Below are 20432 nucleotides of genomic sequence, written 5' to 3' on the forward strand. Positions count from 1 at the left end.
AATAATTGCCTTTCGCGACTGGCCCGGTCCACGAGCGTCATGCAAGAGATTTCGCCGCAAACGCTGCATGTGTGGAGATTGAGACTTGATACCGGCGTACCCCAGCGGTACCGCGTTGAGACACAATATTATCCAGGATTCCATTATGCTTGTCAGCGAATATACGATCCCCGGCGTCCATGTCCGTGACCACCTTGTCGATGTGCCGCTCGATTGGAAGAAGCCGGATGGCGCGACGATCAAGGTGTTCGCACGCGAAGTCTGCGATCCCTCGCGCAAGAAGGAAACGCTGCCTGTGCTGCTGTTTCTGCAGGGCGGCCCGGGCGGCAAGTCGCCGCGCCCGGTGGGCGGCGGTCCATCGTGGCTCGGCGAAGCGCTCAAGAATTACCGTGTCGTGCTGCTGGACCAGCGCGGCACCGGCAGAAGCACCCGTATCGAGAGTGCCACAATGGCGGCGTTTGCCGATGGAAATGCTGGAGCTCTTTATCTCAGCCACTTCCGCGCCGACAGCATCGTTGCCGATTGCGAGCATCTCAGGAAGACCATGTTTGGTGGCGCGCGTTGGGAGACGCTCGGCCAGAGCTATGGCGGCTTCCTGACCCTGACCTATCTGTCGCGGGCACCCGAGGGGCTGGCGGCCTGCTATGTCACCGGCGGCCTTGCGGGACTTTCAGCGACCGCGGACGACGTTTACAGACGCACCTATCCGCGTGTGGCTGCCAAGAACCGCGAGTACTACACGCGATACCCTGGCGATCGCGACCGCATCGGTCGGATCGCAGACAAGATTGCCGCGGAGGATATCCGTCTTCCGGATGGCGACCGGCTGACGGTCCGCCGATTGCAGACTGTCGGCATCGACTTCGGCATGGCGCCGGGATATGAGAATATCCACTGGCTGATCGATGAGGCCTTCTCCGACCACGAGGAAACGCGCTTCTCTGACGCTTTCCTGGCGTCCGTCATGTCGCTCACTTCGTATGACGGCAACCCGATGTTCGCCGCTCTGCAGGAGAGCATCTACGGCCAGGGCTCGGGTGCAACCGGTTGGGCTGCCGAACGGGTAAGGCCCGAGTTCTCAGAGTTTGGCGAAGGAAGCCGGCCGCTGCTCCTGACCGGCGAAATGATGTATCCGTGGATGTTCGAGGAAATCCGCTCGCTGCGGCCGTTCCATGACTCGGTCGAGGCACTTGCGCGCTACGACGAGTTCGAGCCGCTTTACGATCCTTCTCGATTGGCATCGAGCGAGATCCCCGTGGCCGCAGCCGTCTACTTCGACGACATGTATGTCGATGCCGAACTGTCGCTGCAAACTGCGAGAGATGTCAGCAATGTCCAGGTCTGGGTGACCAACGAGTTCGAGCATGACGGCGTCCGCCAGTCCTCGGCCGTCTTCTCGCGCCTCCGCCAGATGGTGCGCGAGCGGGGAGGCCCACTGGGCTAAAACCAAGAATGACCTGTTCTGGTCGGCAACTATGCCGGCCAGAACGCTTCCAGCTGTTCATCCGTGACGCCATCAGGACGAAAGCGAACGGCCTCCAGCTGGGTCGAAAAGGTGCATGCGGTTCATGTTGAAGGAAAGCGGCATGCGCGAACCCGGACGCGGCTCGCTTTCCGGATCGACATTGGCGCAAAGGCTGACCGACCCGATATTGAAATAGATCATCGTTTCCGGACCCAGCGGCTCAACGAGATCGATACTCGCCTCGACCGTTTCAAAACCGGCTTTTGGCGTCAGGCTTGATATCGATTCGGGCCGGATACCGAAGACAACAGGCTTGCCTGCATGCGGCCTGTATTCGGCGGTCCGGGACGCGGGAACGGCAAGCCGGCTGCCATCGTCGAGAACGACAATCAATCCGTCGCCAGCGCTCTCAAGCTTCGCGTTCAGGAAATTCATCGACGGCGAGCCGATGAAGCCCGCTACGAACTGACTGACCGGACGATGGTACAGTTCCTGCGGCGGCCCCGCCTGCTCGATGATGCCGCCGTTCATGACGACAACACGATCGGCCATCGTCATCGCCTCGACCTGGTCATGGGTGACATAGACGGTCGTCGTCGGAAGCAATTGATGCAGGCGCTTGATCTCGGTGCGCATCTGAACGCGTAGCTTGGCGTCGAGATTGGAGAGTGGCTCGTCGAACAGAAAGACTTTCGGGTTGCGTACGATGGCGCGTCCCATGGCCACACGTTGACGCTGCCCGCCAGAAAGCTGACCGGGGCGCCGCGACAGGAGTTCGGTGATATGCAGCGTCTCGGCGGCGCGGGTGATCCGCTCGTCGATCTGCGCCTTCGGCAGCTTCTGCTGCTCCAGGCAGAAGGAGATGTTCTCCCTGACGCTCATGTGCGGATAGAGCGCATAGTTCTGGAAGACCATGGCAATATCGCGCTTACCGGGCCCCAGCCGATTGACGACCTGATCGCCGATGACGATGTCGCCACCGGTGATATGTTCCAGACCGGCGATCATGCGCAGCGTCGTCGACTTGCCGCAGCCGGACGGACCGACGAAGACGACAAACTCGTTATCCTCGATCGTAAGGTTGATGCCGCGCACGGCTTCGTAGATGCCGTAAGATTTGACCACGTTGCGAAGTTCAAGGCGAGCCATCGTATACCCCTACTTCTCGTGCAGCCAGACGGCCATCGCGCCCGGCTCTCGGTTTGCCCAGAGGTGGTACGGGATCGCCTTGAAGCGCGTCGGCTTCAACGCCGGCGGCTGTGTGCGGTAAAGGGTTTCCTGCCAATCGGAGGCATCTGCCTCCAGTGCATCACCTTCAAGGACGGTGGCGCCGCCAAGAAGGGTCTGATCGAAGCTTACGGCGATCTCGCCCTGCGCCGGCAGTCTCAGCCGTTGTGGTTCGGTGCCAAGATCGGCTTCTTCGACGCAGAAGATCACCGGGCCGCGCCGAAGAGCAAAGCGGCCATTGTCTTCTGTCGCCGCGGGATGGGCATAGAGGCGGTCGACCGGCATGTCGAAGGCCAGCCTGACCGTATCGCCGTCCTTCCACTCCCGTTCGACCGCGGCGTAGCCCTTGGTGACATCGAGCTTGACGGCCTCACCGTTGACGAGGATACGCGCGTCGCGGCACCAGCCGGGAATACGAAGCCGCAAGGTGAAGCGCTTCGCCTGATCGAGGCCAAGCGAGATGGCGACGTCGCCGTTCCACGGATATTGGCTCGTCTGCCGCAGGCGCAGGAAGGCATTGCCCAAGGAAAGCTCGGCTGTGTTCTCACCGTAGAGATGGACAGCCACCTCATCGGCCTTCGTCGAATAGAAATACTGGCCGAGCGACGTGATGAAACGGGCGATGTTGGTTGGGCAGCACGGGCAATAGTGCCACTTCCAGCGCCGGTTCTGCCCGTGGCTCTCCAGCACGTTCTCGTAGAAGTAATGCTCGCCATCGCGCGAGATGCCGGAAAGGGCGCCATTGTAGAGCACCGTCTCGAGCTTGTCGGTGAATTTGCTGTCGAGCTCGATCTGGGCCATGCGGTGGCTGAAGAAGCCGAGCGCAACCGCCGCACAGGTCTCGGCATAAGCGGTTTCGTTCGGCAGATCGTATTCGCGCGTGAAGCCTTCGTTGGAAGCCGATGGGCCGAGACCGCCAGTGACATAGAGCTGACGCCCGACCAGATTGTCGAACAGCCGGTCGCAGGCGCTCTTCAGGCTTTCATCGTCGTTCTCAAAGGCGAGATCCGCCATGGCGGAGAACAGGTACATTGCACGCACCGCATGACCGACCACCTGGGTCTGTTCCCGCACCGGCATGTGGGCCTGGCTGTAGGCGTAGGTCTGGAAAACGTAGGTCGCTGGATCCTCGCCGCGCTTGCGCGCTTCCTCATCATAATAGGAAGGCATCTGGCCGCGCTCGTCGACAAAGTAGGTCGCCAGCTTCAGGTGGCGCGGATCCTTGGTCACGCGGTAGAGCTTGACGAGCGCCAGCTCGATCTCCTCGTGCGCGTCGTAGCCGCGAAGCTTGCCCGGCTCGCGGCCGAAGGTATCGATGATATGATCGACGGCACGGATCATCACGTCGAGGAAGCGGCGCTTTCCTGTCGCTTCGAAATAGGCGACGGCTCCTTCGAGGAGATGACCCATCGAATACATCTCGTGAAGATCACGCAGGTTGGTCCAACGGTTCTCCGGCTCGCGACGGATGAACCAGCTGTTCAAATAGCCATCCGCCATCTGGCCGTGCTCGAGCTTCTCGACGATCACATCGATCTTCGCCTCGACATCAGGATTGGGATTGTTCTTCAGCGTATAGCTCGCTGCCTCGATCCACTTACCGAAATCGGAATCGAAGAAGTGTTGCATCGACAGGCCGCTCGGCTGGATCGGGCGAGCAAGAGGACCGGCAGGCTTGTCGAAGTCTAGAACTTCCAGGAAGCCTTCCTCGTCCAGCCGCATGTGCTGGGTCGGAATGGTGACGTCACGGACGGTTTCCGTCCAGCTCTTCCAGAAACCGCCGTCGAAGGTGACGCTGGCGTGGTCGGCCGGAAGGTAGCGGTCGATCGGCAACCGCGGCTGTGCTTTCTGGGCATTAGACATGAAGGCTCCTTGAGCGGACGGACCGCTTCTCATTTCACGGCGCCGGCCGTCAGGCCGCGCACATAGTAGCGTTGCAGAAGAAGGAAGAGGATGATGCAGGGGATCATCGTGACGGCGATGCCGGCCTGCAGTGCGCCCCAATCGATGATGCCATAGAGGCCCGACGACACGTTCACCAGCATGATCGGCAGGGTGAACTTGTTCTGGTCCGACAGAAAGATGAGTGCGGCCAGGAACTCGTTCCACGAATTCAGGAAGGCGAACATCGCCACCGTCGCTACACCAGGCAAGGCGATCGGCAACATGATCCGCCGCAGGATTGTCGCCTGCGAAGCGCCGTCGATGCGCGCCGCCTCGATCAGCGCCTTGGGCACGGCATCAAAGGCATTGCGCATCATGAAGACGGAAAACGGTAGCTGGAACGTGACGTAGATCAGGACGAGGCCGAACAGGCTGTTCTGCAGGCTGAGCATCTTCAGGATCAGGAACAGCGGCGTCAGGATCGACTGAAACGGGATCATCATCGTCGCCATGATCAAGACGAACAGCATCGACTGGCCGGGGAACTTGAACTTGGAGAAACCATAGCCGGCGGGCACTGAGACGATGACGGTCAACAGCACCGTGCCCACCGCGATCAGCACGGAGTTACCGGCATAGACGTACCATCCGGCACCGACATTCTCGAGGCGGCGATAGTTTTCCACCGAGAACGTCTTCGAGAACAGCGCCGCCGGATTGGCGAGCGCTTCGGCGGCTGGCTTGAACGAATTCGCCAGCGACCAGACGAGCGGCATGATGAAGAAGATAGCAAACAGGATCGAAGCGAGCAGAAAGAGCAGATAGCCGGCCTGGCCGCCGCGCGGGTTGCTGCTCGGATTGGATTGTGTGGAGGTCATCAGCCTTCCTCCGCGCGTTCGCGCAACAGCACGAATTGAATGGCACTGATGGCAACGAGAACGATCAGCAGCGCAAAGGAAAGCGCAGAGCCGTAACCGAGCCGATAGGACGAGAAGGACGCGAGGTAGATCGAGAAAACCGCTGATATCGTGCTGTTTTCCGGGCCGCCTTGCGTGATGATAAAGAACTGGTCAAATGCAAGCATCGACGAGGTGACGTTGAGGACCAGGGCCAGCACAAGGGAATTGCGCATCAGTGGCAGCGTAATCCTGCGAAAGCGACTGAAAACGCTGGCGCCGTCGATCTTGGCAGCCTCGATCACGTCGTTAGAAATACCCTGCAGACCTGTTAGCAGAATGACCATAGTGAAGCCGGCGGTCTTCCAGACAACCATCAGGATGATCACGGCGAGCGCCGGCCAGAAGCTTTCAAGCGGCCGGGGTGCGGCACTGATAAGGCCGATACCGCGCAGGACCTGGGCAAACACACCGCTATCGGGGTTGAGCAGCCACATCCAAAGCGTCGATGCCGCTCCGAAGCCAATGACAACAGGCATGAAGAAGATCGTACGGAAGACACCGGCCGATCGAAGCGGGCGATCGACAAGCAGCGCCAAGGGAAAGGCCACAGCAAAGATCGCGGCCGTTACCAGCACCGTGTAGAGCATGGTGAAGCCCAGCGAGTGCCAGAGCTGCATATCGCCAAGGAGTTCACCGTAGTTGGCAAAACCGATGAACTTCTTCCGGCCGAGCAGCGGCCAGTTGTAGAAGCTCATCCATATCGTCATGGCGAGCGGAACAAGAAACAGAACCAGGATGAACAGGAAGCCGGGCAGGATGAACGCCAGTCCGAGCCAGCCCTGTGGCTCCGGTTCCCCGGAGATCGGCTGTTTCATATCCTTTGTCGGGGTATCGACCACTATCATTCCTCGAAGAACTCGAAAATGCGCATCAGCGATTGGGTAGGTGCGGGGCGGAGGACCGCCCCGCACGGAGCCGTTACGGATTGGTACGGTCGAGAATCTTGGTGAAGTCGTCCTGCGCCTTCTTGATCGATCCATCGACGTCATCGCCGAAGATCGTGCCCTGGATCAGGTTGAGGAACGGGCCCGTGCGGCTGACGAACAATTCATCAGACGAGAACGTGTAAGGCGTGCGGGCCTTTGCCAGGATGTCATAGGCAATGAGGTTGCGCTGATCGAATTTCGCGTAGGCTTCCTTGGCGAGGTCCGTGCGCGACGGCATGCCGGATTCCTGCGTGATGTAGACCTGCTGCTCGGGCTCCATGTAGAATTTAACGAAGTCGAGGGCGACCTTCTTCTTTTCCTCGCTGAGGCCCTTGATGAGCGCCAGCGTATCGCCGCCGGCAAAGCTCGACGCGCCGCCCTTCGGGCCGGGGATCGGAGCAACCGCGAACTTCACATCCGGATACTTGCTGGTGAGCAAGTTGACGATATAGGAGCCGGTCATGAGGATGCCGACCTTGCCCGATGCGAAGGCCTCGACGGCGTTGTTGCCGTTGCCCGAGCGCGAGGTCGGGTGAATGGCGCCGTCCTTCCACATATCGCGATAAGCGGCGACCGTATCACGCAACGCCGGCGTATCGACGGTCGCGGTGCGGCCGTCATCGCTCAGCACGTCGGCGCTAGCAGCCCAGAGATGCGGCAGGAAGTCGTAGATCAGCCAACTGCCGGAATTGGCGACGAAATAGAAGCCATAGGTTTCCTTGTCGAGCGCATGGATCTTCTTGGCGTCGGCGGCGATCTCCTCGAGGGAAGCCGGTGCCTTGTCCGGGTCGAGGCCCGCCTTCTTGAAGAGGTCCGTGTTGTAGGCAATGATCGAGGCATCAGGCAAAGCGGGCACGCCGTAAACCTTGCCGTCATATGTGGCCAGACGAATATGCGAGGGGCTGAGGGCCGCGGCGTATGGAAGGCCCTTTACGAAATCGCTGATGTCTTCGAGGCTGTCGTTCGCGGCAAAGGTCGGGAGATAGATGAGGTCGAGGACCGCGCCGTCTGGCGCTGCGCCACCGGCAATCGCGGCACCGAGCTTCGGCACCATCTGTTCAGCGGTGATCTGGGTTACGTTGACCTTGTCGGAATGGGCGGCGTTGTATTTTTCAGCAAGCCCCTGGAGCACTGCCCCCGATGACGTACGCACCCATAGCGTGATTTCTTCAGCGCTGGCGAGAGAAGTGCTCGCCAACAGTGCAACAGCTGCAATCGTAGTTTTTAGACGGTACATGCGGTTCCCCTTCTCTTATGCGAGGCTCCAGGACCTCGAGACAAGGGCAACGTTAGATGAGAAAATACTTTATGTCGACAGCGTGACGGGTCGCGAAGCGTTGTTTTTGATAAAACCTTTTATCTCCTATATTTTTTCTGTTAAAAGGTTTTATCAACTAGACTAGGAGTACCGAACTTTGACCAGTCCGGACGACAAACGGCGAACAATCCGCGATGTGGCTAAAGCGGCAGGCGTCAGCATTTCAACTGCGTCAAACGCGCTGAACGGTATCGGCCGGACGAACGCTGAAACGCGCGAAAAGGTCAAGCGCGTCGCCGACGAGCTTGGTTTTCGACCGAATGCACTCGCGCGAGGGTTGCTGACAAAGCGCAGTCATGCCATCGGAATGCTGACGAACGATACCTATGGTCGACTAACGCTTCCTATGGCCGCCGGGGTCTCGGAAATCCTCGTGGATCACGGCGTCTCGCTGTTCCTCTGCGCCACCAACAACGATCCGCGGCTCGCCAAGCTCCATCTCGATGCATTGCTGGACCGCCAGGTCGATGGGATCATCTTCACCGCCACGCGGATCGACCTTGAGCCGCCGCCTGAGCTCCTGAAACTTGGGATTCCTGTCATCTACGCATTCGCGCAGGGGCCGGCCGATAGCGTTAGCTTCCATCCCGATGATGCCCAAGGGGCACGCATCGCCGTGCAACACCTCCAGACCTTAGGCAGGTCGCGCATTCTACATGTCACCGGCGAGCAGAATTACTTGGCCGCGCGCATCCGTGCGGACGCCTACAGGGAACTTGCGGGGCCCTCCGGCCAAGTGATGTTCGGTGAGTGGTCTGAAGAGTGGGGGCACTCCGCAATCGATACGGTCTATTCGCAATCGGGCCCAAAACCCGATGCAATCTTCTGTGGCAGCGACGAAATCGCCCGCGGCGTCATCGATGCGCTTCGCGATCGAGGGGTCTCGATCCCCGACGACGTCGCGGTCGTTGGCTTCGATAACTGGGAAGTCGTCTCGAAGCAGACGCGACCGCCGCTGACGACGATCGACATGGAGCTCAAAGAGCTCGGGCACCGAGCGGGCCTAGCTATTCTTGGGCTTTCCCGCCGCGAGAAGCTTGCGCCGGGCATCGTGCGGCTGCCTTGCAGCCTTGTTGCGCGGGCGTCGGCTTGACGCACGCGAAGGCTTTTGGCCTCGCCAGATATATTTAGTGCCCCAACGCATCCAAGTCTCTAAGTCGCGCAATTGCGTCGGCGATGGCTGCTCGAGATCATCGATTTGCGTGGCATTGACCGTTTTGCCGCGCCTTCGCATTCCTTCGGCATTTTTCAGTCTGGATCAACGCCCTCCATATCGAGAGCTTGCTCTTCGATGACCCCAATAACCACCCGATCACTCCAATAGGCTCAATGATTATTACGCCCAGCGGAATGATGAACTGCCAAATTCAGCCGTTCAAACCGCTCTATAACTAAAGCACCTTGCACATGCGGATCGGGAATGGACCCGACCGGCACTCGCAGGGAGCACACCATGAAGCTTTATCACCATCCGCTGTCGGGCCACGCGCATCGGGCGCGGCTTTTCCTTTCCTTGCTCGGCGTAGAGCACGATCTGGTCGAAATTGACCTCGCTTCCGGTGCGCACAAGGCGCCGGAATTCCTTGCCATGAACCCGTTCGGTCAGGTGCCGGTGCTTGAGGACGAAGGCATCTTCGTTTCGGATTCCAACGCGATCCTGATCTACGCGGCAAAGAAGGCCGGGCGGACGGATTGGCTGCCGGAAGATCCAGCGGGTGCCGCTGCCGTTCAGCGCTGGCTCTCGGTTGCGGCGGGTGAACTCGCTTACGGCCCAGCCGCGGCGCGGCTGATTACCGTGTTCGGCGCCAAGTTTAATCCTGAAGAGGTCATCGGTCGCGCCCATACGTTGCTTGGCAGGATCGAAAGCCAGCTAGCCGGTCGTGACTGGCTTGTCGCCGACCATCCGACGATCGCGGATGTCGCCATCTACAGCTATGTGGCGCGTGCGCCCGAAGGGAACGTCGACCTGTCGGGCTATCCTGCTGTGAACGCCCTTCTGCGTCGCGTGGAAGCCCTGCCGGGCTTTGTCGATTTCGTTCAAACGCCGGTTGGCCTCGCGGCGGCCTGACCTCCGCTCCGGCGCCTTTGCACCCACGCTTGCTGCAATTGAAGGAGATGGAAATGGGCGAAGACCTGAAAAAACTGCCGGTATGGCACGAGGGCGAAACCTTCTTGCAGGAAAAGCTGGGCGTTGCCGAGCGCATGGCCGTTGTCGGCCAGCGCGTGATCCGCGACTTCATGCCCGACCAGCACCGGGATTTCTTCGCCCAGCTTCCTTTCATCGTCCTCGGCAGCGTCGATTCGCGGAACGACGCCTGGGCAACCTTCGTCGAGGGGCATCCGGGGTTCATGACCTCGCCCTCGCCGACGGTGCTGGACATTGCTGCGCGCACAGATCCAAGCGACCCTGCCAGCGAAGGTATGACGGACGGCAGGCCGGTCGGTCTGCTCGGTATCGAGATGCACACACGCCGCCGCAACCGGATGAATGGCGTCGCATTCACTGACGCTCGCGGCATCCGCGTCGATGTCGACCAGAGCTTTGGGAATTGCCCGCGTTACATCCAGTTGCGGGATTTCGAGTTTGCGCGCGAACCTGGGCAGGCGTTCCCGGGCGTCATCGAAGAGCTTCCCGTCCTCGACGCTCGCGCGCGGTCCATGATCGAGGGTAGCGACGCTTTTTTCGTCGCGTCCTACGCCGATCGCGAAGACAGGCGGCAGGTCGATGTTTCGCATCGCGGCGGCAATGCAGGTTTCGTCCGTGTGAGCGAAGATGGCACGCTGACGATCCCGGATTTCGACGGCAACCTGTTCTTCTCCACGCTCGGGAATATCCTGCTGAATGGCAAGGCCGGTCTTCTCTTTGTTGATTTCACGAACGGCGACGTGCTGCAGATGACAGGCAACGCCGAAGTCGTTCTCGACTCGCCTGAAATTGCAGCCTTTCAAGGGGCCGAACGTCTCTGGACATTCAGGCCTCGCCGTATCGTACTTCGGTCCGAAGCGCTGGCGCTCCGCTGGAAGTTCCAGACGGACGGCTGGTCGCCAAACTCGCTGATGACGGGCAACTGGACACAGACCGCGGAGCGGATGCGCGCGGCAGAACTCGCCACGACATGGCGCCCCCTGACGGTCACGAAGATCGTCGACGAGAGCGAAACGATCCGATCGTTTCACCTGCAGCCGCGCGATGGGGCGGGATTGCTGCCGCATGTCGCCGGCCAGCACCTGCCGATCCGGGTCATACTTCCGGGGAGCGACAGGCCGCTCATCCGCACATACACCCTATCAGTCGCTCCCTCAGATGGCCTCTATCGCATCAGTGTGAGACGGGATGGGCTGGTATCGCAGTTCCTGCACGACAACATCATGGTCGGCGACGTCATCGAGGCTCGGGCGCCGGCCGGCGACTTCACCCTGGATGCCCGCTCCACGCGTCCTGCCGTACTGCTTGCGGGCGGCGTCGGGATTACCCCGCTGCTCGCGATGCTGCGCCATGCGGTCTATGAAGGACTTCGAAAGCAGCGGCTTCGTCCGGTCACCCTCGTCCACGCTGTCCGATCGAAAGCCGACCGCCCGTTCGAGGCCGAGATCACCGAGCTCGTGAGCACTGCCAAGGGAGCAGTCAAATTCGTCCGCGTGCTGAGCGACACGGATGGGGCAGTAGAGGGAACCGACTACGACGCAGCCGGTCGGATCGACATGGCGCTGCTGACGCGACTTCTGCCGTTCAACGACTACGATTTCTACCTCTGCGGCCCGCCGCAGTTTACCCAGGCGCTCTACGACGGGCTGCGCGGCTATAATGTTGCCGATGATCGTATCCACGCAGAAGCTTTTGGCCCTTCATCCCTGAAGAGAACAGAGAGCACTCTGGTGGCGTCCGTGCGGCCGCAACGGATGCCGCCTTCCACCAAGGCCGTGCCTGTCGTGTTCACGAACTCGCTGAAAGAAGCGCGCTGGACGCCCGACGCCGGCACTCTGCTGGAGCTTGCGGAAGCGCGCGGGCTGCAACCCGACTTCAGTTGTCGCGAGGGCACTTGCGGAACCTGCAGCACGAAACTCATCAAGGGTGAAGTGACCTATATCAAGGAACCGACCGCGAAGGTCGGCGACGGCGAGGTCCTTCTATGCTGCTCAGTTCCCGCTAACCAGGACGGCGAAGGTATCCAGCTTGCGGTCTGAAGAACTCACAGAGAGTCCTTCAGCTTTTGCCATCAACCCTTTCACAAGCAATCAAGGAGTTCCCAAATGTCACGCCCACCGCTTCCCCCTTTCACCGAACAGACCGCCATCGAAAAAGTTCGCCTTGCGGAAGATGGCTGGAACAGTCGCGATCCTGCCAAGGTAGCGCTCGCCTATACGCCCGACACGCGGTGGCGCAACCGTGCGGAGTTCGTCACGAACCGTGCTGAGGCCGAGGCGTTTCTGACCCGGAAGTGGAACAAGGAACTGGACTATCGCCTGATCAAGGAACTCTGGGCGTTTCGGGACAATCGTATCGCCGTTCGCTACGCCTACGAATATCATGACGATAGTGGCCAATGGTTTCGCGCCTATGGCAACGAGAACTGGGAATTTGCCGAGGATGGCCTGATGCGCGTGCGTCATGCCAGCATCAACGAACATCCGATTGCCGAAGCCGACCGCAAGTTCAGGTGGCCTCTCGGCCGCCGCCCGGATGATCATCCTGGCCTGAGCGACTTCGGTTTCTAGGCGGAGGAGTTGAAGGCATGCCAAAGACGGTGGGGCCCAGGCTCGATGCGCGGCTGCTGCTTTCGATCGAACTCGCTCTTTCTGCGTCATGCGCCGATCTGCAGCTGTCACGAAGGCAGGACAAGGACGCGCATGCCATCGGCATGACAGGCGCCGAGATCGATATGGCGCGGCGCGGGTCGAGTTTCGATGTCAAGATATCGGCGGCCGTCGCATTGGCGCTGGCGCCTTCCGAGGAACGGCGGCGGTGTGCACGGCGAACCGGACTTTGCGAGCGCAGTTGCATGGAAATAGAAAAGCTCGCCGCCCGCATCCAGCGATCCTTGCAATGACATTTGGTGTGTCGGTCATTGAGCCCCTTGCCGCTCCTGGGTGCCGGCCTCTACTATGGCGACATCCAGATAACTGACGGGGAAAAGCATGGATCGTTGGCAGGCGATGCGGATATTCGTGAAGGTTGCCGAGACCGAGAGTTTCGCAGACACAGCCCGTCAGATGCACATGAGCCCCCCGGCAGTGACACGCGCCGTCGCGGCGCTCGAGGACGTAATCGGAGCCAGGCTTTTCGTGCGCACGACCCGCTCGGTCAAGATGACGGAAGCCGGCCTAAGATACCTTGAGGATTGTCGCCGCATCCTCGCCGATATTGCCGAGTCGGAGGCTGCGGCGGGTGGCTGCTACGCAGTACCGACGGGCATGCTGTCCGTGACCGCCTCGGTCATGTTCGGCCAGATGTATGTGCTTCCCGTCGTGACGGAATATCTTGATACCTATCAAGCCATGCGAGCGCGAACGCTGTTCATCGACAGGCCGGTCAACATCGTCGACGAAGGCATCGATGTCGCCATCCGCATCGGCCACCTTGCCGACTCCACGCTTGCGGCCATCAAGGTCGGGACAGTGCGCCGCGTCGTCTGCGGATCGCCGGCCTACTTCGAGCGCCATGGTGTTCCTAACGTTCCAGCCGATCTCAAGGCGCATCGCATGGCACTGCCAACGAGCGCGTGGGCGTCGCCGGAATGGCGGTTCGCCGGCGAGCATCGCGTCACGATCGACGCCGTCCTCCAATGCAATACGAACGAGGCAGCCATCACAGCCGCGAGAGAGGGTTGGGGACTGACGAGAGTGCTGAACTACCAGATCGGTCCCGCACTGATCGCAGGAGACCTCCAGATCGTGCTCGGTGAATACGAAGACGATGCCCTGCCTATCCATGTGCTTCACCCCGAGGGGCGGCACGCTCCGGCCAAGGTGCGAGCATTCGTCGATATGGTGGTATCCCGCCTGCGGGCGAACCGCCTTCTCAATTGACCTTGAAGCTAGATTGGACGCGGCTCGATCAACAATATGTTGAGGGGGCGCCGGTATCGCATGCCGACGGCCGCAAATGGCACCCGACACCGGCGGCTACGCCACCGCCTGCTCCAGTGATTTCCACCAGTGAGCCACATACGAACGCCGCCTCCTCAGAAGCAAAGAATGCCACGAGTGCGGCGACTTCCCCGGGATAGCGAGAACAGGTTTCCGCGACGGTTGATGCCGGCGTCGACCAGAGCGAAGCATGAATCTTTCCGTGAAATATCCGATCATGGATCGAGATCGTCGCGCGTGGCCAAGCAATCGCTTTGGCCACGGCGCGCAAGATAGTGATGCCTGCTCGTCACACTATACTCATCAGCGGGCACCTCGAACGAAGCTTTCGCCCAAGGCCTGCGGCAGACTTGCCTTGCGGCCCGCGACGAGCAGCACAAGCATCACCATCGCAAAAGGCAGCATCTCGATGATATCTGTCGGGACGTTAACACCAGCGACCTGCAACGCAGTGGCAAGCGAAAGGCTAGCGCCGAAGAGCAGCGCTCCTCCTAGTACCCACAGCGGCCGTCCCCGAGCCAACATCGCGAGAACGATGGCGATGAAGCCGTTTCCGTGGCTCATGAACGGAATGAAGACGCCTGCGACGGCAACAGACATGAAAGCCCCGCCGAGGCCGGCCAGAACGCCCGTCATCAGGACCGCAATGCTGCGGGTCCGGATGACATCCACACCCATGGCATCGAGCGCCGCCGGCTTGTCGCCGGCCGCCTGCAGGACCGAACCGAAATGGGTCATGCGATAGAGCCAGGCGAACACCGCGACAAGAATGGCCGCGAGATAGACAACCGGATTGTGGTTGAAGAAAATTGACCCGACGATCGGGATTTCGGACAGCGGCCAGATTGGCCATTTCGAAATCCCGTCAAGGCGGGGATAGCTGCTGGAAAACTGTACAAAATGGAAAAGGGCGGTCAGCCCCTGCACTGCAAGGGTTAGCGCAATGCCGATAACGATCTGATTGAGACCCAGGCGCACGCAAAACAGCACCATGAACACCGCGACGAAGGCACCCGCCGCGGCGCCCCCGACAAAACCAAGGGCCATGCTGCCGCTCGACCAAGCGGCAAGAAAGCCGGCATAGGCGCCTGCGAGCAGCATGCCCTCAAGGCCGATATTAAGCACCCCGGCCTTTTCGGAGAGCTGCTCCCCAAGACCGGCAAGGAGGAGAGGCGTTCCGGCCGAGATTGCTCCGAGGAACAGGGTAATGATGAAACTTTCTGTGAAAAGCGACACGGTTCTATCCTTCTTTTCAGAGCTTGGTCCGGTATTGCCGGCGCTTGTCCAGATATTCGGCGAGGGCGAGCGTGATCAGCAGCAAAGCCACGATGACCAGTGAAAAGAAGCTCGGCACCCCGAGCCGGCGCGCCGCGCTCTCGCTGCCGATGGTAAGCGCGGAAAAGAGGAACACGTAGGCAATCGCGCCAAAGCCGTTGAGGCGCGCAAGGAAGACCAGTGGAACGACGGTGAGGCTATAGGCAGGATTCCAGTCGGCGCGTACGTTACCCTGGGTGCCCAGAATATCCACGGCTCCCGACAACCCCGCCAGACCGGCAGAGATCGCGAACACCGCGATCGTCAACCTGGGCACCGAAAGCCCGGCATGGATGGCCGCACGCGGGTTTGCGCCGACGAGCCGCAGTTTCATGCCAAACGAGGTGCGGGTCATCATCAGATGCACGGCAACGATCACCACCAGTCCGACGATCAAACCCGAGGAAATCGTCGTGTCGAACAGCTTCGGCAGACGTGCATCCACCGGGAGGGTGCGCGTCTGCGGCGTTGTCGTCGCCGGATCGAGAAACGCGAGCTTGACCAGAACATTGGCAAGCGACACGCCAAGAAAGCTCATCATCAGCGTCGTGATGATTTCGTTGATACCATGCCAGGCTTTGAGCGCGGCCGGCAGGATGCCCCATAGACCACCGATCACAAGTCCGATGATCATGCCGATCAGCAGGTTCAGCCAGATGGGCATGCCTGCCGCATGCATGAGCGGCGTTGTTGCTGCGACCATGACCGCAGCCAGCAGAAACTGCCCGTCGCCTCCGAGATTCCAGATGCCTGCGCGGAATGCGACAATCAGGCTCGCCGCAATCAGAAGAAACGGCCCCATGCGGGTTAAGGTAGCAGAAAGCCCGGAGGGCGACAGGATCGCCCGGTCGACAACGTAAACGTAGTAGCTCAGCGGATTAACGCCCATGACCAGGAGGATAACGCCACCCAGAACAAGAGCTGCGACCAGCGGTGCGACGCTGGTAGCGAGCACCCTGCCCCACGCCGGGAAAGCAGCTCGCCTGCTGGAACTCGCCACGCTGACGGCGTTGGCTTGCGGATCGCTCATTGTTCTTCTCCGGTACTCATCAGGCGGCCGATCGCATCGCGCGCGCCTGCATTATTCTGGATCGCTCCGAGCAGTCTGCCCCTGTCGATCACGACGATACGGTCGGCGAGTTCGAGAAGCTCGTCGAGATCCGTCGAAATCAACAGCACGGCCTTGCCCGCATCCGCCGCGTCGCGAATGCGTTGGCGCGTGGCGCGAATATTTTTGACATCAAGTCCGTAGGTGGGCTTGGCGAAGATCACGGCTTCGGCAGATCCTGTAAGCTCACGCGCAAGCAGGACCTTCTGGATGTTGCCGCCCGACAGTGTCCCGACCGGCGTCAGGCTGTCCGGGGTCCGGATATCGAAATTGCGGATGTGTTCGGCAGCTTGCGAACGAATGGCCTGCGGCTGCTCCAAGCCCTTGCGCCAGAAAGGAGCCGCGCCGATGTCCTTGAGGAGGAAATTGGTCGCAACGGCGAAGCTTCCCACGGTTCCTTCGCCGAGCCGGTCGTCGGTAACGTAGCGGAGTCCTGCCGCACGACGTGCACCGACGGTGAGGGCTCCGATCTCGGCACCGTTCAATCGGACGCTGCCCGAAGCCACGGCCTGCCCCGCCAGCGCTTCGGCGAGCTCTTTCTGCCCGTTGCCGTCGATCCCCGCGATGCCGAGGATTTCGCCAGCGCGCAACGTCAGCGAAATGTCGCGCAACGCTACCCTACCGGACGTGCAATTCAGGTTGGCGACATCGAGAACGACAGATCCGAGATCGCGCGTCATCCTCGGCTGGTTCTCGCCGTTGCCGACGGCCGACTGGCCGAACATCAAGGCAATGATTTGCGCCGTGTTGTCTTCATCGGAACGCGCGCGCAGTTCTTCGGGGCCGATCGCGCCAGCATTGCGACCGAGCCTCAGGACGGAGATTCTATCACCGTAGGCCAGCGCCTCGTTCAGCTTGTGGGTGATGAAAATGACTGCAAGGCCCTCGCCAGCGAGCCGGCGCATCAGTTCGCCAAGCGCGACGGCCTCATGCGGGGTCAACATCGCTGTCGCCTCGTCAAGGATCAGGCATCGGCTACCGCGCGTCAGTGCGCGCAGGATCTCGACCTGCTGCCGCTCGCCGAGCGAAAGGCTGGAGACGAGAGCGAAGGGATCGACTCTCAGGCCGACGCGGTTCGCGGTCTCATGAATACGCTGGGCAACGCCGGATCTATCCGGCCTCTGCCACCACACGCCGTCAAGCGTGAAATTGTCGACCACGGTCAGGCTCGGAACCAGCATGGAATGCTGAAACACCGTGCCGATCCCAAGCGACAGCGACTGACGGGGCGACGTGATCACGACCGGAAAACCGTCGATCTCGATGCTGCCCTCATCCGGTTGCTGCAAGCCGGAAAGCATACCGACCAGAGTGGATTTGCCTGCACCGTTTTCGCCCAGCAAGACATGCACCTCACCTGGGTGGATATCTATGCTGACATTGTTGTTGGCGATAACACCGGGGAAGCGTTTCGTTACGCCGCGCAAACCGAGAAACGGTCTGCCGGAGGCATCTGACTGAGAGGCTGCCGCCTCGTTTGCCGCCTGCATTTCATCATCCTTTATGCAATTCCTTTTCGCCGCATCCGTGCGAATGCGGCGACACAGGTTTCAAAGCAGATGGCTCACTTTGCGGCGACCGACTTTACCAGCGCATGAACGCTGTCGGCATCGAACTTCTGCTCGACCTTGATCTTGCCGGAGGCAACGTCGGCCTGGATGGCCTGCATTTCGGTCCAGACCTGATCAGGGATATTGGCAGTCTTCAGAAGACGAAGGCTGCCATCGTCGAGCTTGATATTGTAGTTGTGGCTACCGTATTTTCCGTCCTTCAGGTCCTTGATCATCGCCGTGTAGACAGGCGTGAGGTCCCAGACGACCGACGACAGCAGGAATCCCTTGTCGATCGAGGTCTTGTCGCCGATGACGTCGATAAAGTAGGCCTTTCCGCCATCGGTCGCCTTCGTGGTCTCCACTGCCTGCAGCATGCCGAAGCTCGAGCCGTTTCCCTGTCCGAAGATAATATCGGCGCCGGAAGCGATGACCGTTTCGGTGACGCGTTTCCCGCCCGCAGCATCGGCGTAGGCAGCCGGTCCGATGACCGCGTAGCGCACATCCACGGCCGGGTTTTCCGCCTTCACGCCCTGCGCGAAAGCGACCGACATGTTGTTCCACGACGGAGGCTCACCGGAGACGACGATGCCGACAACCTTGGTGCGGCTCATTTTGGCGGCAAGGCGACCGGCAAGATAGGCGCCGTCGCCGCCTGCAGCCGTATAGTCGGCAACTTTGCCGGCAGAGAGCTTGTCCGGGCTATCGACGATGGCAACCGGTATTCCCATTTCGGCGCCGATCTCAGGAGCCGCGGTGTTGTAGCCGGAAGCATGAGCGATCAAAAGGTCCGCTCCATCCTCTGCCAATTCGCGCAGGGTCGGGCGTACATCGCCGTAGCCGAGGTTCTCGGCCACGACAGCCTTGATACCGGCAGCAGCGGCTGCAGCCTTGGCGGCGGCGACGCCCTGCTGGTTCCAGCCCATATCCGTTCCCATCTCAGGCGCAAGTATTGCAATGGAGTCTATGTCTTGCGCCATAGTATGGTTTGCGACACCGCCGCTCAATACAACAGCAATTGCAGTATTACAAAGAATTGATTTCATTTTTATTTTCATTTTATTGTTCCCACTGTTTGGTTTGTGATTGACTGTTACTCGACTTCGTGCAGTTTTTTGGTTGTACGAAAATCAAGCCGATAGGTTTTATATGAGACTCCACCTCGCTTTTGTTTCATTGGTTCTCGCCGGCGCGAACGCCGCATCAGCCTCAGCGACCGCGCAATCCATCGACTTCGCGGTTGAAAATACCGGCAAGACGACCCTTGCCTGCAGTGCGTCGATTGCGCACTGGTATTCGGCAAATCTGGGCGACGTTGCCCCCGGTGAGAATCTCTCCTTCAGCTTCGGCGTCGACGTTGCCACTGGCACGGTGTTCCAGATGAATACGGTCGGCAACAAAATGGCGGTGCAGCGCGTCTGGTGCGGCCGCAAAGGCGATGACTGGCAGACGCGGGCCGAAATCCCACTGGAGCGACGAGCAGGCGTGGCTCCCGCGCCGATCCATCTGCGCTGCACGGGGGATGGCGAACGGACGGGCTGCACCGCGCAGTAGGCGCTTTGAACGCGACCCGCACGCAGTTCGCGATGCGATCTCCGGCCCTTCCACTCAAGAAGGGCTGGATGCCAGAGCAACAAATTCGACACGACCCCGCAACCCATAATTACGATCTCGATTGACAGTGTGAGAATACGATAGCATGATCATACCGTAATACAATATTGAAACTGTGGATCGGAACGAAATTTAGGATTCGTCGGGCAATGTATTGATTCCATGAAGTATTATGTGAAAGTGCATACCGCACGGGTAAGAGGAAATGGGAATGCGCACAGCAATTGTAACCGGCGCCAGCCGCGGGCTAGGCCAGGCTTTCGCCATCGGATTGGCAAAGGACGGGTTCGCGCTCGGCCTCTGTGCGCGAGACGCTGCAGCACTTGAAGAAACCGCAAATGCCGCTCGCGCCGCGGGGGCGCCGAGGGTGGTGACCGTCGTTGCTGATCTGTCGCGCGCCAGCGCGGCGGAGAAAATCGTGGGCGAAACGTTGGCTGCAACCGGGCAGATCGATGCGCTGATCAACAATGCAGGCGCGACGAAACGCGGTGATTTTCTGGCTCTGACGGACGAGGATTTTCTGGACGGTTTTGCATTGAAGTTTCACGCGACCGTCCGTCTCTGCCGTGCCGCCTGGAGCTCGCTGTCAGACCGCAAGGGTGTGATCGTCAACATATCGGGCGTCGGCGCACACACGCCCGAACCGGATTTCACCATCGGTGGTTCGGTCAATTCCGCCCTGATCAACTTCACCAAGGCGATCGCCAAGCGTGCGCAGAGCAGCGGCATGCGCGTCAACACGCTTTGCCCAGGGCACATCCTCACGGACCGACTGAGCCGTCGCATCGACGTTCTCGCCGCGGAACGCAATATTTCGCTCGACGCCGCGCGCGAGGAACTTCGCATCGCGCAGGGTATCCAGCGCTACGGGACGCCGGAGGAAGTGGCTAATGTGGTCCGGTTCCTCTGCAGCCCCGCTGCCACCTACGTCCATGGCGCGGTGATCAACGTCGACGGTGGCGCAACCCCGGGGATCTGAC

The 20432-nt window shown here is 60.3% G+C and carries 18 protein-coding genes and 1 pseudogene; 9 read left to right on the forward strand and 10 right to left on the reverse strand.

All coding sequences use genetic code 11. From position 1 onward, the window contains the following. Positions 1 to 145: 145 nt before the first annotated feature. Positions 146 to 1444 carry an alpha/beta fold hydrolase gene (locus QTL94_RS21495; protein WP_065691998.1) on the forward strand — a complete coding sequence of 433 codons (1299 nt, stop codon included), beginning with the start codon at positions 146 to 148 and terminating at the stop codon, positions 1442 to 1444. Positions 1445 to 1516: 72 nt separating this feature from the next. Here the strand turns inward: QTL94_RS21495 and QTL94_RS21500 are convergent, their stop codons facing one another. The 5 genes from QTL94_RS21500 to QTL94_RS21520 all read right to left on the reverse strand — a co-directional run bounded on the left by QTL94_RS21500 (position 1517) and on the right by QTL94_RS21520 (position 7698). Next, on the reverse strand, positions 1517 to 2614 hold the full coding sequence (locus tag QTL94_RS21500) for an ABC transporter ATP-binding protein (protein ID WP_065691997.1): 1098 nt from the start codon (positions 2612 to 2614) through the stop codon (positions 1517 to 1519). A 9-nt stretch (positions 2615 to 2623) separates the two neighbouring features. Then, on the reverse strand, positions 2624 to 4555 hold the full coding sequence (locus QTL94_RS21505; RefSeq protein WP_065691996.1) for a glycoside hydrolase family 127 protein: 1932 nt from the start codon (positions 4553 to 4555) through the stop codon (positions 2624 to 2626). 29 nt (positions 4556 to 4584) lie between these two features. After that, a complete protein-coding gene (locus QTL94_RS21510; RefSeq protein WP_065691995.1) occupies positions 4585 to 5454 on the reverse strand; it encodes a carbohydrate ABC transporter permease in 870 nt (289 codons plus the stop codon). Continuing rightward, the gene (locus QTL94_RS21515) at positions 5454 to 6350 is read right to left on the reverse strand and encodes a carbohydrate ABC transporter permease (protein WP_502944165.1); all 897 of its coding nucleotides are present in this window, start codon (positions 6348 to 6350) and stop codon (positions 5454 to 5456) included. The genes QTL94_RS21510 and QTL94_RS21515 overlap by 1 nt, the downstream gene beginning before the upstream one ends. A 103-nt stretch (positions 6351 to 6453) precedes the next feature. Continuing rightward, entirely contained in the window at positions 6454 to 7698 is a 1245-nt protein-coding gene (locus QTL94_RS21520) for an ABC transporter substrate-binding protein (RefSeq protein WP_065691993.1), read from the reverse strand. A gap of 178 nt (positions 7699 to 7876) precedes the next feature. Between QTL94_RS21520 and QTL94_RS21525 the strand changes: the two genes are divergently transcribed. From QTL94_RS21525 to QTL94_RS21550, 6 genes are all read left to right on the forward strand, one after another. Next, positions 7877 to 8872: a LacI family DNA-binding transcriptional regulator gene (locus tag QTL94_RS21525; protein WP_065691992.1), complete on the forward strand. Its 996-nt coding sequence runs from the start codon at positions 7877 to 7879 to the stop codon at positions 8870 to 8872. Between the two features lie 360 nt (positions 8873 to 9232). Continuing rightward, entirely contained in the window at positions 9233 to 9847 is a 615-nt protein-coding gene (locus QTL94_RS21530) for a glutathione S-transferase family protein (protein ID WP_065691991.1), read from the forward strand. Between the two features lie 53 nt (positions 9848 to 9900). Beyond that, positions 9901 to 11964, forward strand: coding sequence for a 2Fe-2S iron-sulfur cluster-binding protein (locus QTL94_RS21535; protein ID WP_083199397.1), 2064 nt, complete (start codon positions 9901 to 9903; stop codon positions 11962 to 11964). A gap of 66 nt (positions 11965 to 12030) precedes the next feature. Next, positions 12031 to 12495 carry a nuclear transport factor 2 family protein gene (locus tag QTL94_RS21540; RefSeq protein WP_289803085.1) on the forward strand — a complete coding sequence of 155 codons (465 nt, stop codon included), beginning with the start codon at positions 12031 to 12033 and terminating at the stop codon, positions 12493 to 12495. A 17-nt stretch (positions 12496 to 12512) separates the two neighbouring features. Then, positions 12513 to 12827: a hypothetical protein gene (locus QTL94_RS21545; protein WP_065691988.1), complete on the forward strand. Its 315-nt coding sequence runs from the start codon at positions 12513 to 12515 to the stop codon at positions 12825 to 12827. A gap of 88 nt (positions 12828 to 12915) precedes the next feature. After that, positions 12916 to 13806: a LysR family transcriptional regulator gene (locus QTL94_RS21550; RefSeq protein WP_065691987.1), complete on the forward strand. Its 891-nt coding sequence runs from the start codon at positions 12916 to 12918 to the stop codon at positions 13804 to 13806. 109 nt (positions 13807 to 13915) lie between these two features. Here the strand turns inward: QTL94_RS21550 and QTL94_RS21555 are convergent. The 5 genes and pseudogenes from QTL94_RS21555 to QTL94_RS21575 all read right to left on the reverse strand — a co-directional run. After that, positions 13916 to 14002 (reverse strand): annotated as a pseudogene (locus QTL94_RS21555) (short-chain dehydrogenase); the annotation flags it as partial. Positions 14003 to 14169: 167 nt separating this feature from the next. Next, positions 14170 to 15102, reverse strand: a complete 933-nt coding sequence (locus QTL94_RS21560) for a putative B6 ABC transporter permease subunit 1 (RefSeq protein WP_065691986.1) — start codon at positions 15100 to 15102, stop codon at positions 14170 to 14172. A 16-nt stretch (positions 15103 to 15118) separates the two neighbouring features. Further along, positions 15119 to 16210 carry a putative B6 ABC transporter permease subunit 2 gene (locus tag QTL94_RS21565; RefSeq protein ID WP_065691985.1) on the reverse strand — a complete coding sequence of 364 codons (1092 nt, stop codon included), beginning with the start codon at positions 16208 to 16210 and terminating at the stop codon, positions 15119 to 15121. Further along, a complete protein-coding gene (locus QTL94_RS21570) occupies positions 16207 to 17778 on the reverse strand; it encodes a putative B6 ABC transporter ATP-binding protein (protein ID WP_065691984.1) in 1572 nt (523 codons plus the stop codon). The genes QTL94_RS21565 and QTL94_RS21570 overlap by 4 nt, the downstream gene beginning before the upstream one ends. Before the next feature lie 74 nt (positions 17779 to 17852). Beyond that, positions 17853 to 18818, reverse strand: a complete 966-nt coding sequence (locus QTL94_RS21575; RefSeq protein ID WP_244499500.1) for a putative B6 ABC transporter substrate-binding protein — start codon at positions 18816 to 18818, stop codon at positions 17853 to 17855. A gap of 169 nt (positions 18819 to 18987) precedes the next feature. On the opposite strand from QTL94_RS21575, the gene QTL94_RS21580 reads away from it, so the two are divergent. Together QTL94_RS21580 and QTL94_RS21585 are read left to right on the forward strand one after the other, a co-directional pair. Next, positions 18988 to 19392: a hypothetical protein gene (locus QTL94_RS21580; protein WP_065691982.1), complete on the forward strand. Its 405-nt coding sequence runs from the start codon at positions 18988 to 18990 to the stop codon at positions 19390 to 19392. Between the two features lie 271 nt (positions 19393 to 19663). Then, positions 19664 to 20431: an SDR family oxidoreductase gene (locus QTL94_RS21585; protein WP_198928710.1), complete on the forward strand. Its 768-nt coding sequence runs from the start codon at positions 19664 to 19666 to the stop codon at positions 20429 to 20431. Position 20432 lies beyond the last annotated feature (1 nt).

Origin of the sequence: Rhizobium sp. S96, from assembly GCF_030382195.1 — a bacterium.
Lineage (GTDB): Bacteria > Pseudomonadota > Alphaproteobacteria > Rhizobiales > Rhizobiaceae > Rhizobium.

Excerpts from the sequence above, each read along its gene's own strand:
- QTL94_RS21495 (WP_065691998.1), top strand. The coding sequence starts at position 146 with ATGCTTGTCAGCGAATATACGATCCCCGGCGTCCATGTCCGTGACCAC.
- QTL94_RS21500 (WP_065691997.1), bottom strand. The coding sequence starts at position 2,614 with ATGGCTCGCCTTGAACTTCGCAACGTGGTCAAATCTTACGGCATCTAC.
- QTL94_RS21505 (WP_065691996.1), bottom strand. The coding sequence starts at position 4,555 with ATGTCTAATGCCCAGAAAGCACAGCCGCGGTTGCCGATCGACCGCTAC.
- QTL94_RS21510 (WP_065691995.1), bottom strand. The coding sequence starts at position 5,454 with ATGACCTCCACACAATCCAATCCGAGCAGCAACCCGCGCGGCGGCCAG.
- QTL94_RS21515 (WP_502944165.1), bottom strand. The coding sequence starts at position 6,350 with ATGAAACAGCCGATCTCCGGGGAACCGGAGCCACAGGGCTGGCTCGGA.
- QTL94_RS21520 (WP_065691993.1), bottom strand. The coding sequence starts at position 7,698 with ATGTACCGTCTAAAAACTACGATTGCAGCTGTTGCACTGTTGGCGAGC.
- QTL94_RS21530 (WP_065691991.1), top strand. The coding sequence starts at position 9,233 with ATGAAGCTTTATCACCATCCGCTGTCGGGCCACGCGCATCGGGCGCGG.
- QTL94_RS21535 (WP_083199397.1), top strand. The coding sequence starts at position 9,901 with ATGGGCGAAGACCTGAAAAAACTGCCGGTATGGCACGAGGGCGAAACC.
- QTL94_RS21540 (WP_289803085.1), top strand. The coding sequence starts at position 12,031 with ATGTCACGCCCACCGCTTCCCCCTTTCACCGAACAGACCGCCATCGAA.
- QTL94_RS21545 (WP_065691988.1), top strand. The coding sequence starts at position 12,513 with ATGCCAAAGACGGTGGGGCCCAGGCTCGATGCGCGGCTGCTGCTTTCG.
- QTL94_RS21550 (WP_065691987.1), top strand. The coding sequence starts at position 12,916 with ATGGATCGTTGGCAGGCGATGCGGATATTCGTGAAGGTTGCCGAGACC.
- QTL94_RS21565 (WP_065691985.1), bottom strand. The coding sequence starts at position 16,210 with ATGAGCGATCCGCAAGCCAACGCCGTCAGCGTGGCGAGTTCCAGCAGG.
- QTL94_RS21570 (WP_065691984.1), bottom strand. The coding sequence starts at position 17,778 with ATGCAGGCGGCAAACGAGGCGGCAGCCTCTCAGTCAGATGCCTCCGGC.
- QTL94_RS21575 (WP_244499500.1), bottom strand. The coding sequence starts at position 18,818 with ATGGCGCAAGACATAGACTCCATTGCAATACTTGCGCCTGAGATGGGA.
- QTL94_RS21580 (WP_065691982.1), top strand. The coding sequence starts at position 18,988 with ATGAGACTCCACCTCGCTTTTGTTTCATTGGTTCTCGCCGGCGCGAAC.
- QTL94_RS21585 (WP_198928710.1), top strand. The coding sequence starts at position 19,664 with ATGCGCACAGCAATTGTAACCGGCGCCAGCCGCGGGCTAGGCCAGGCT.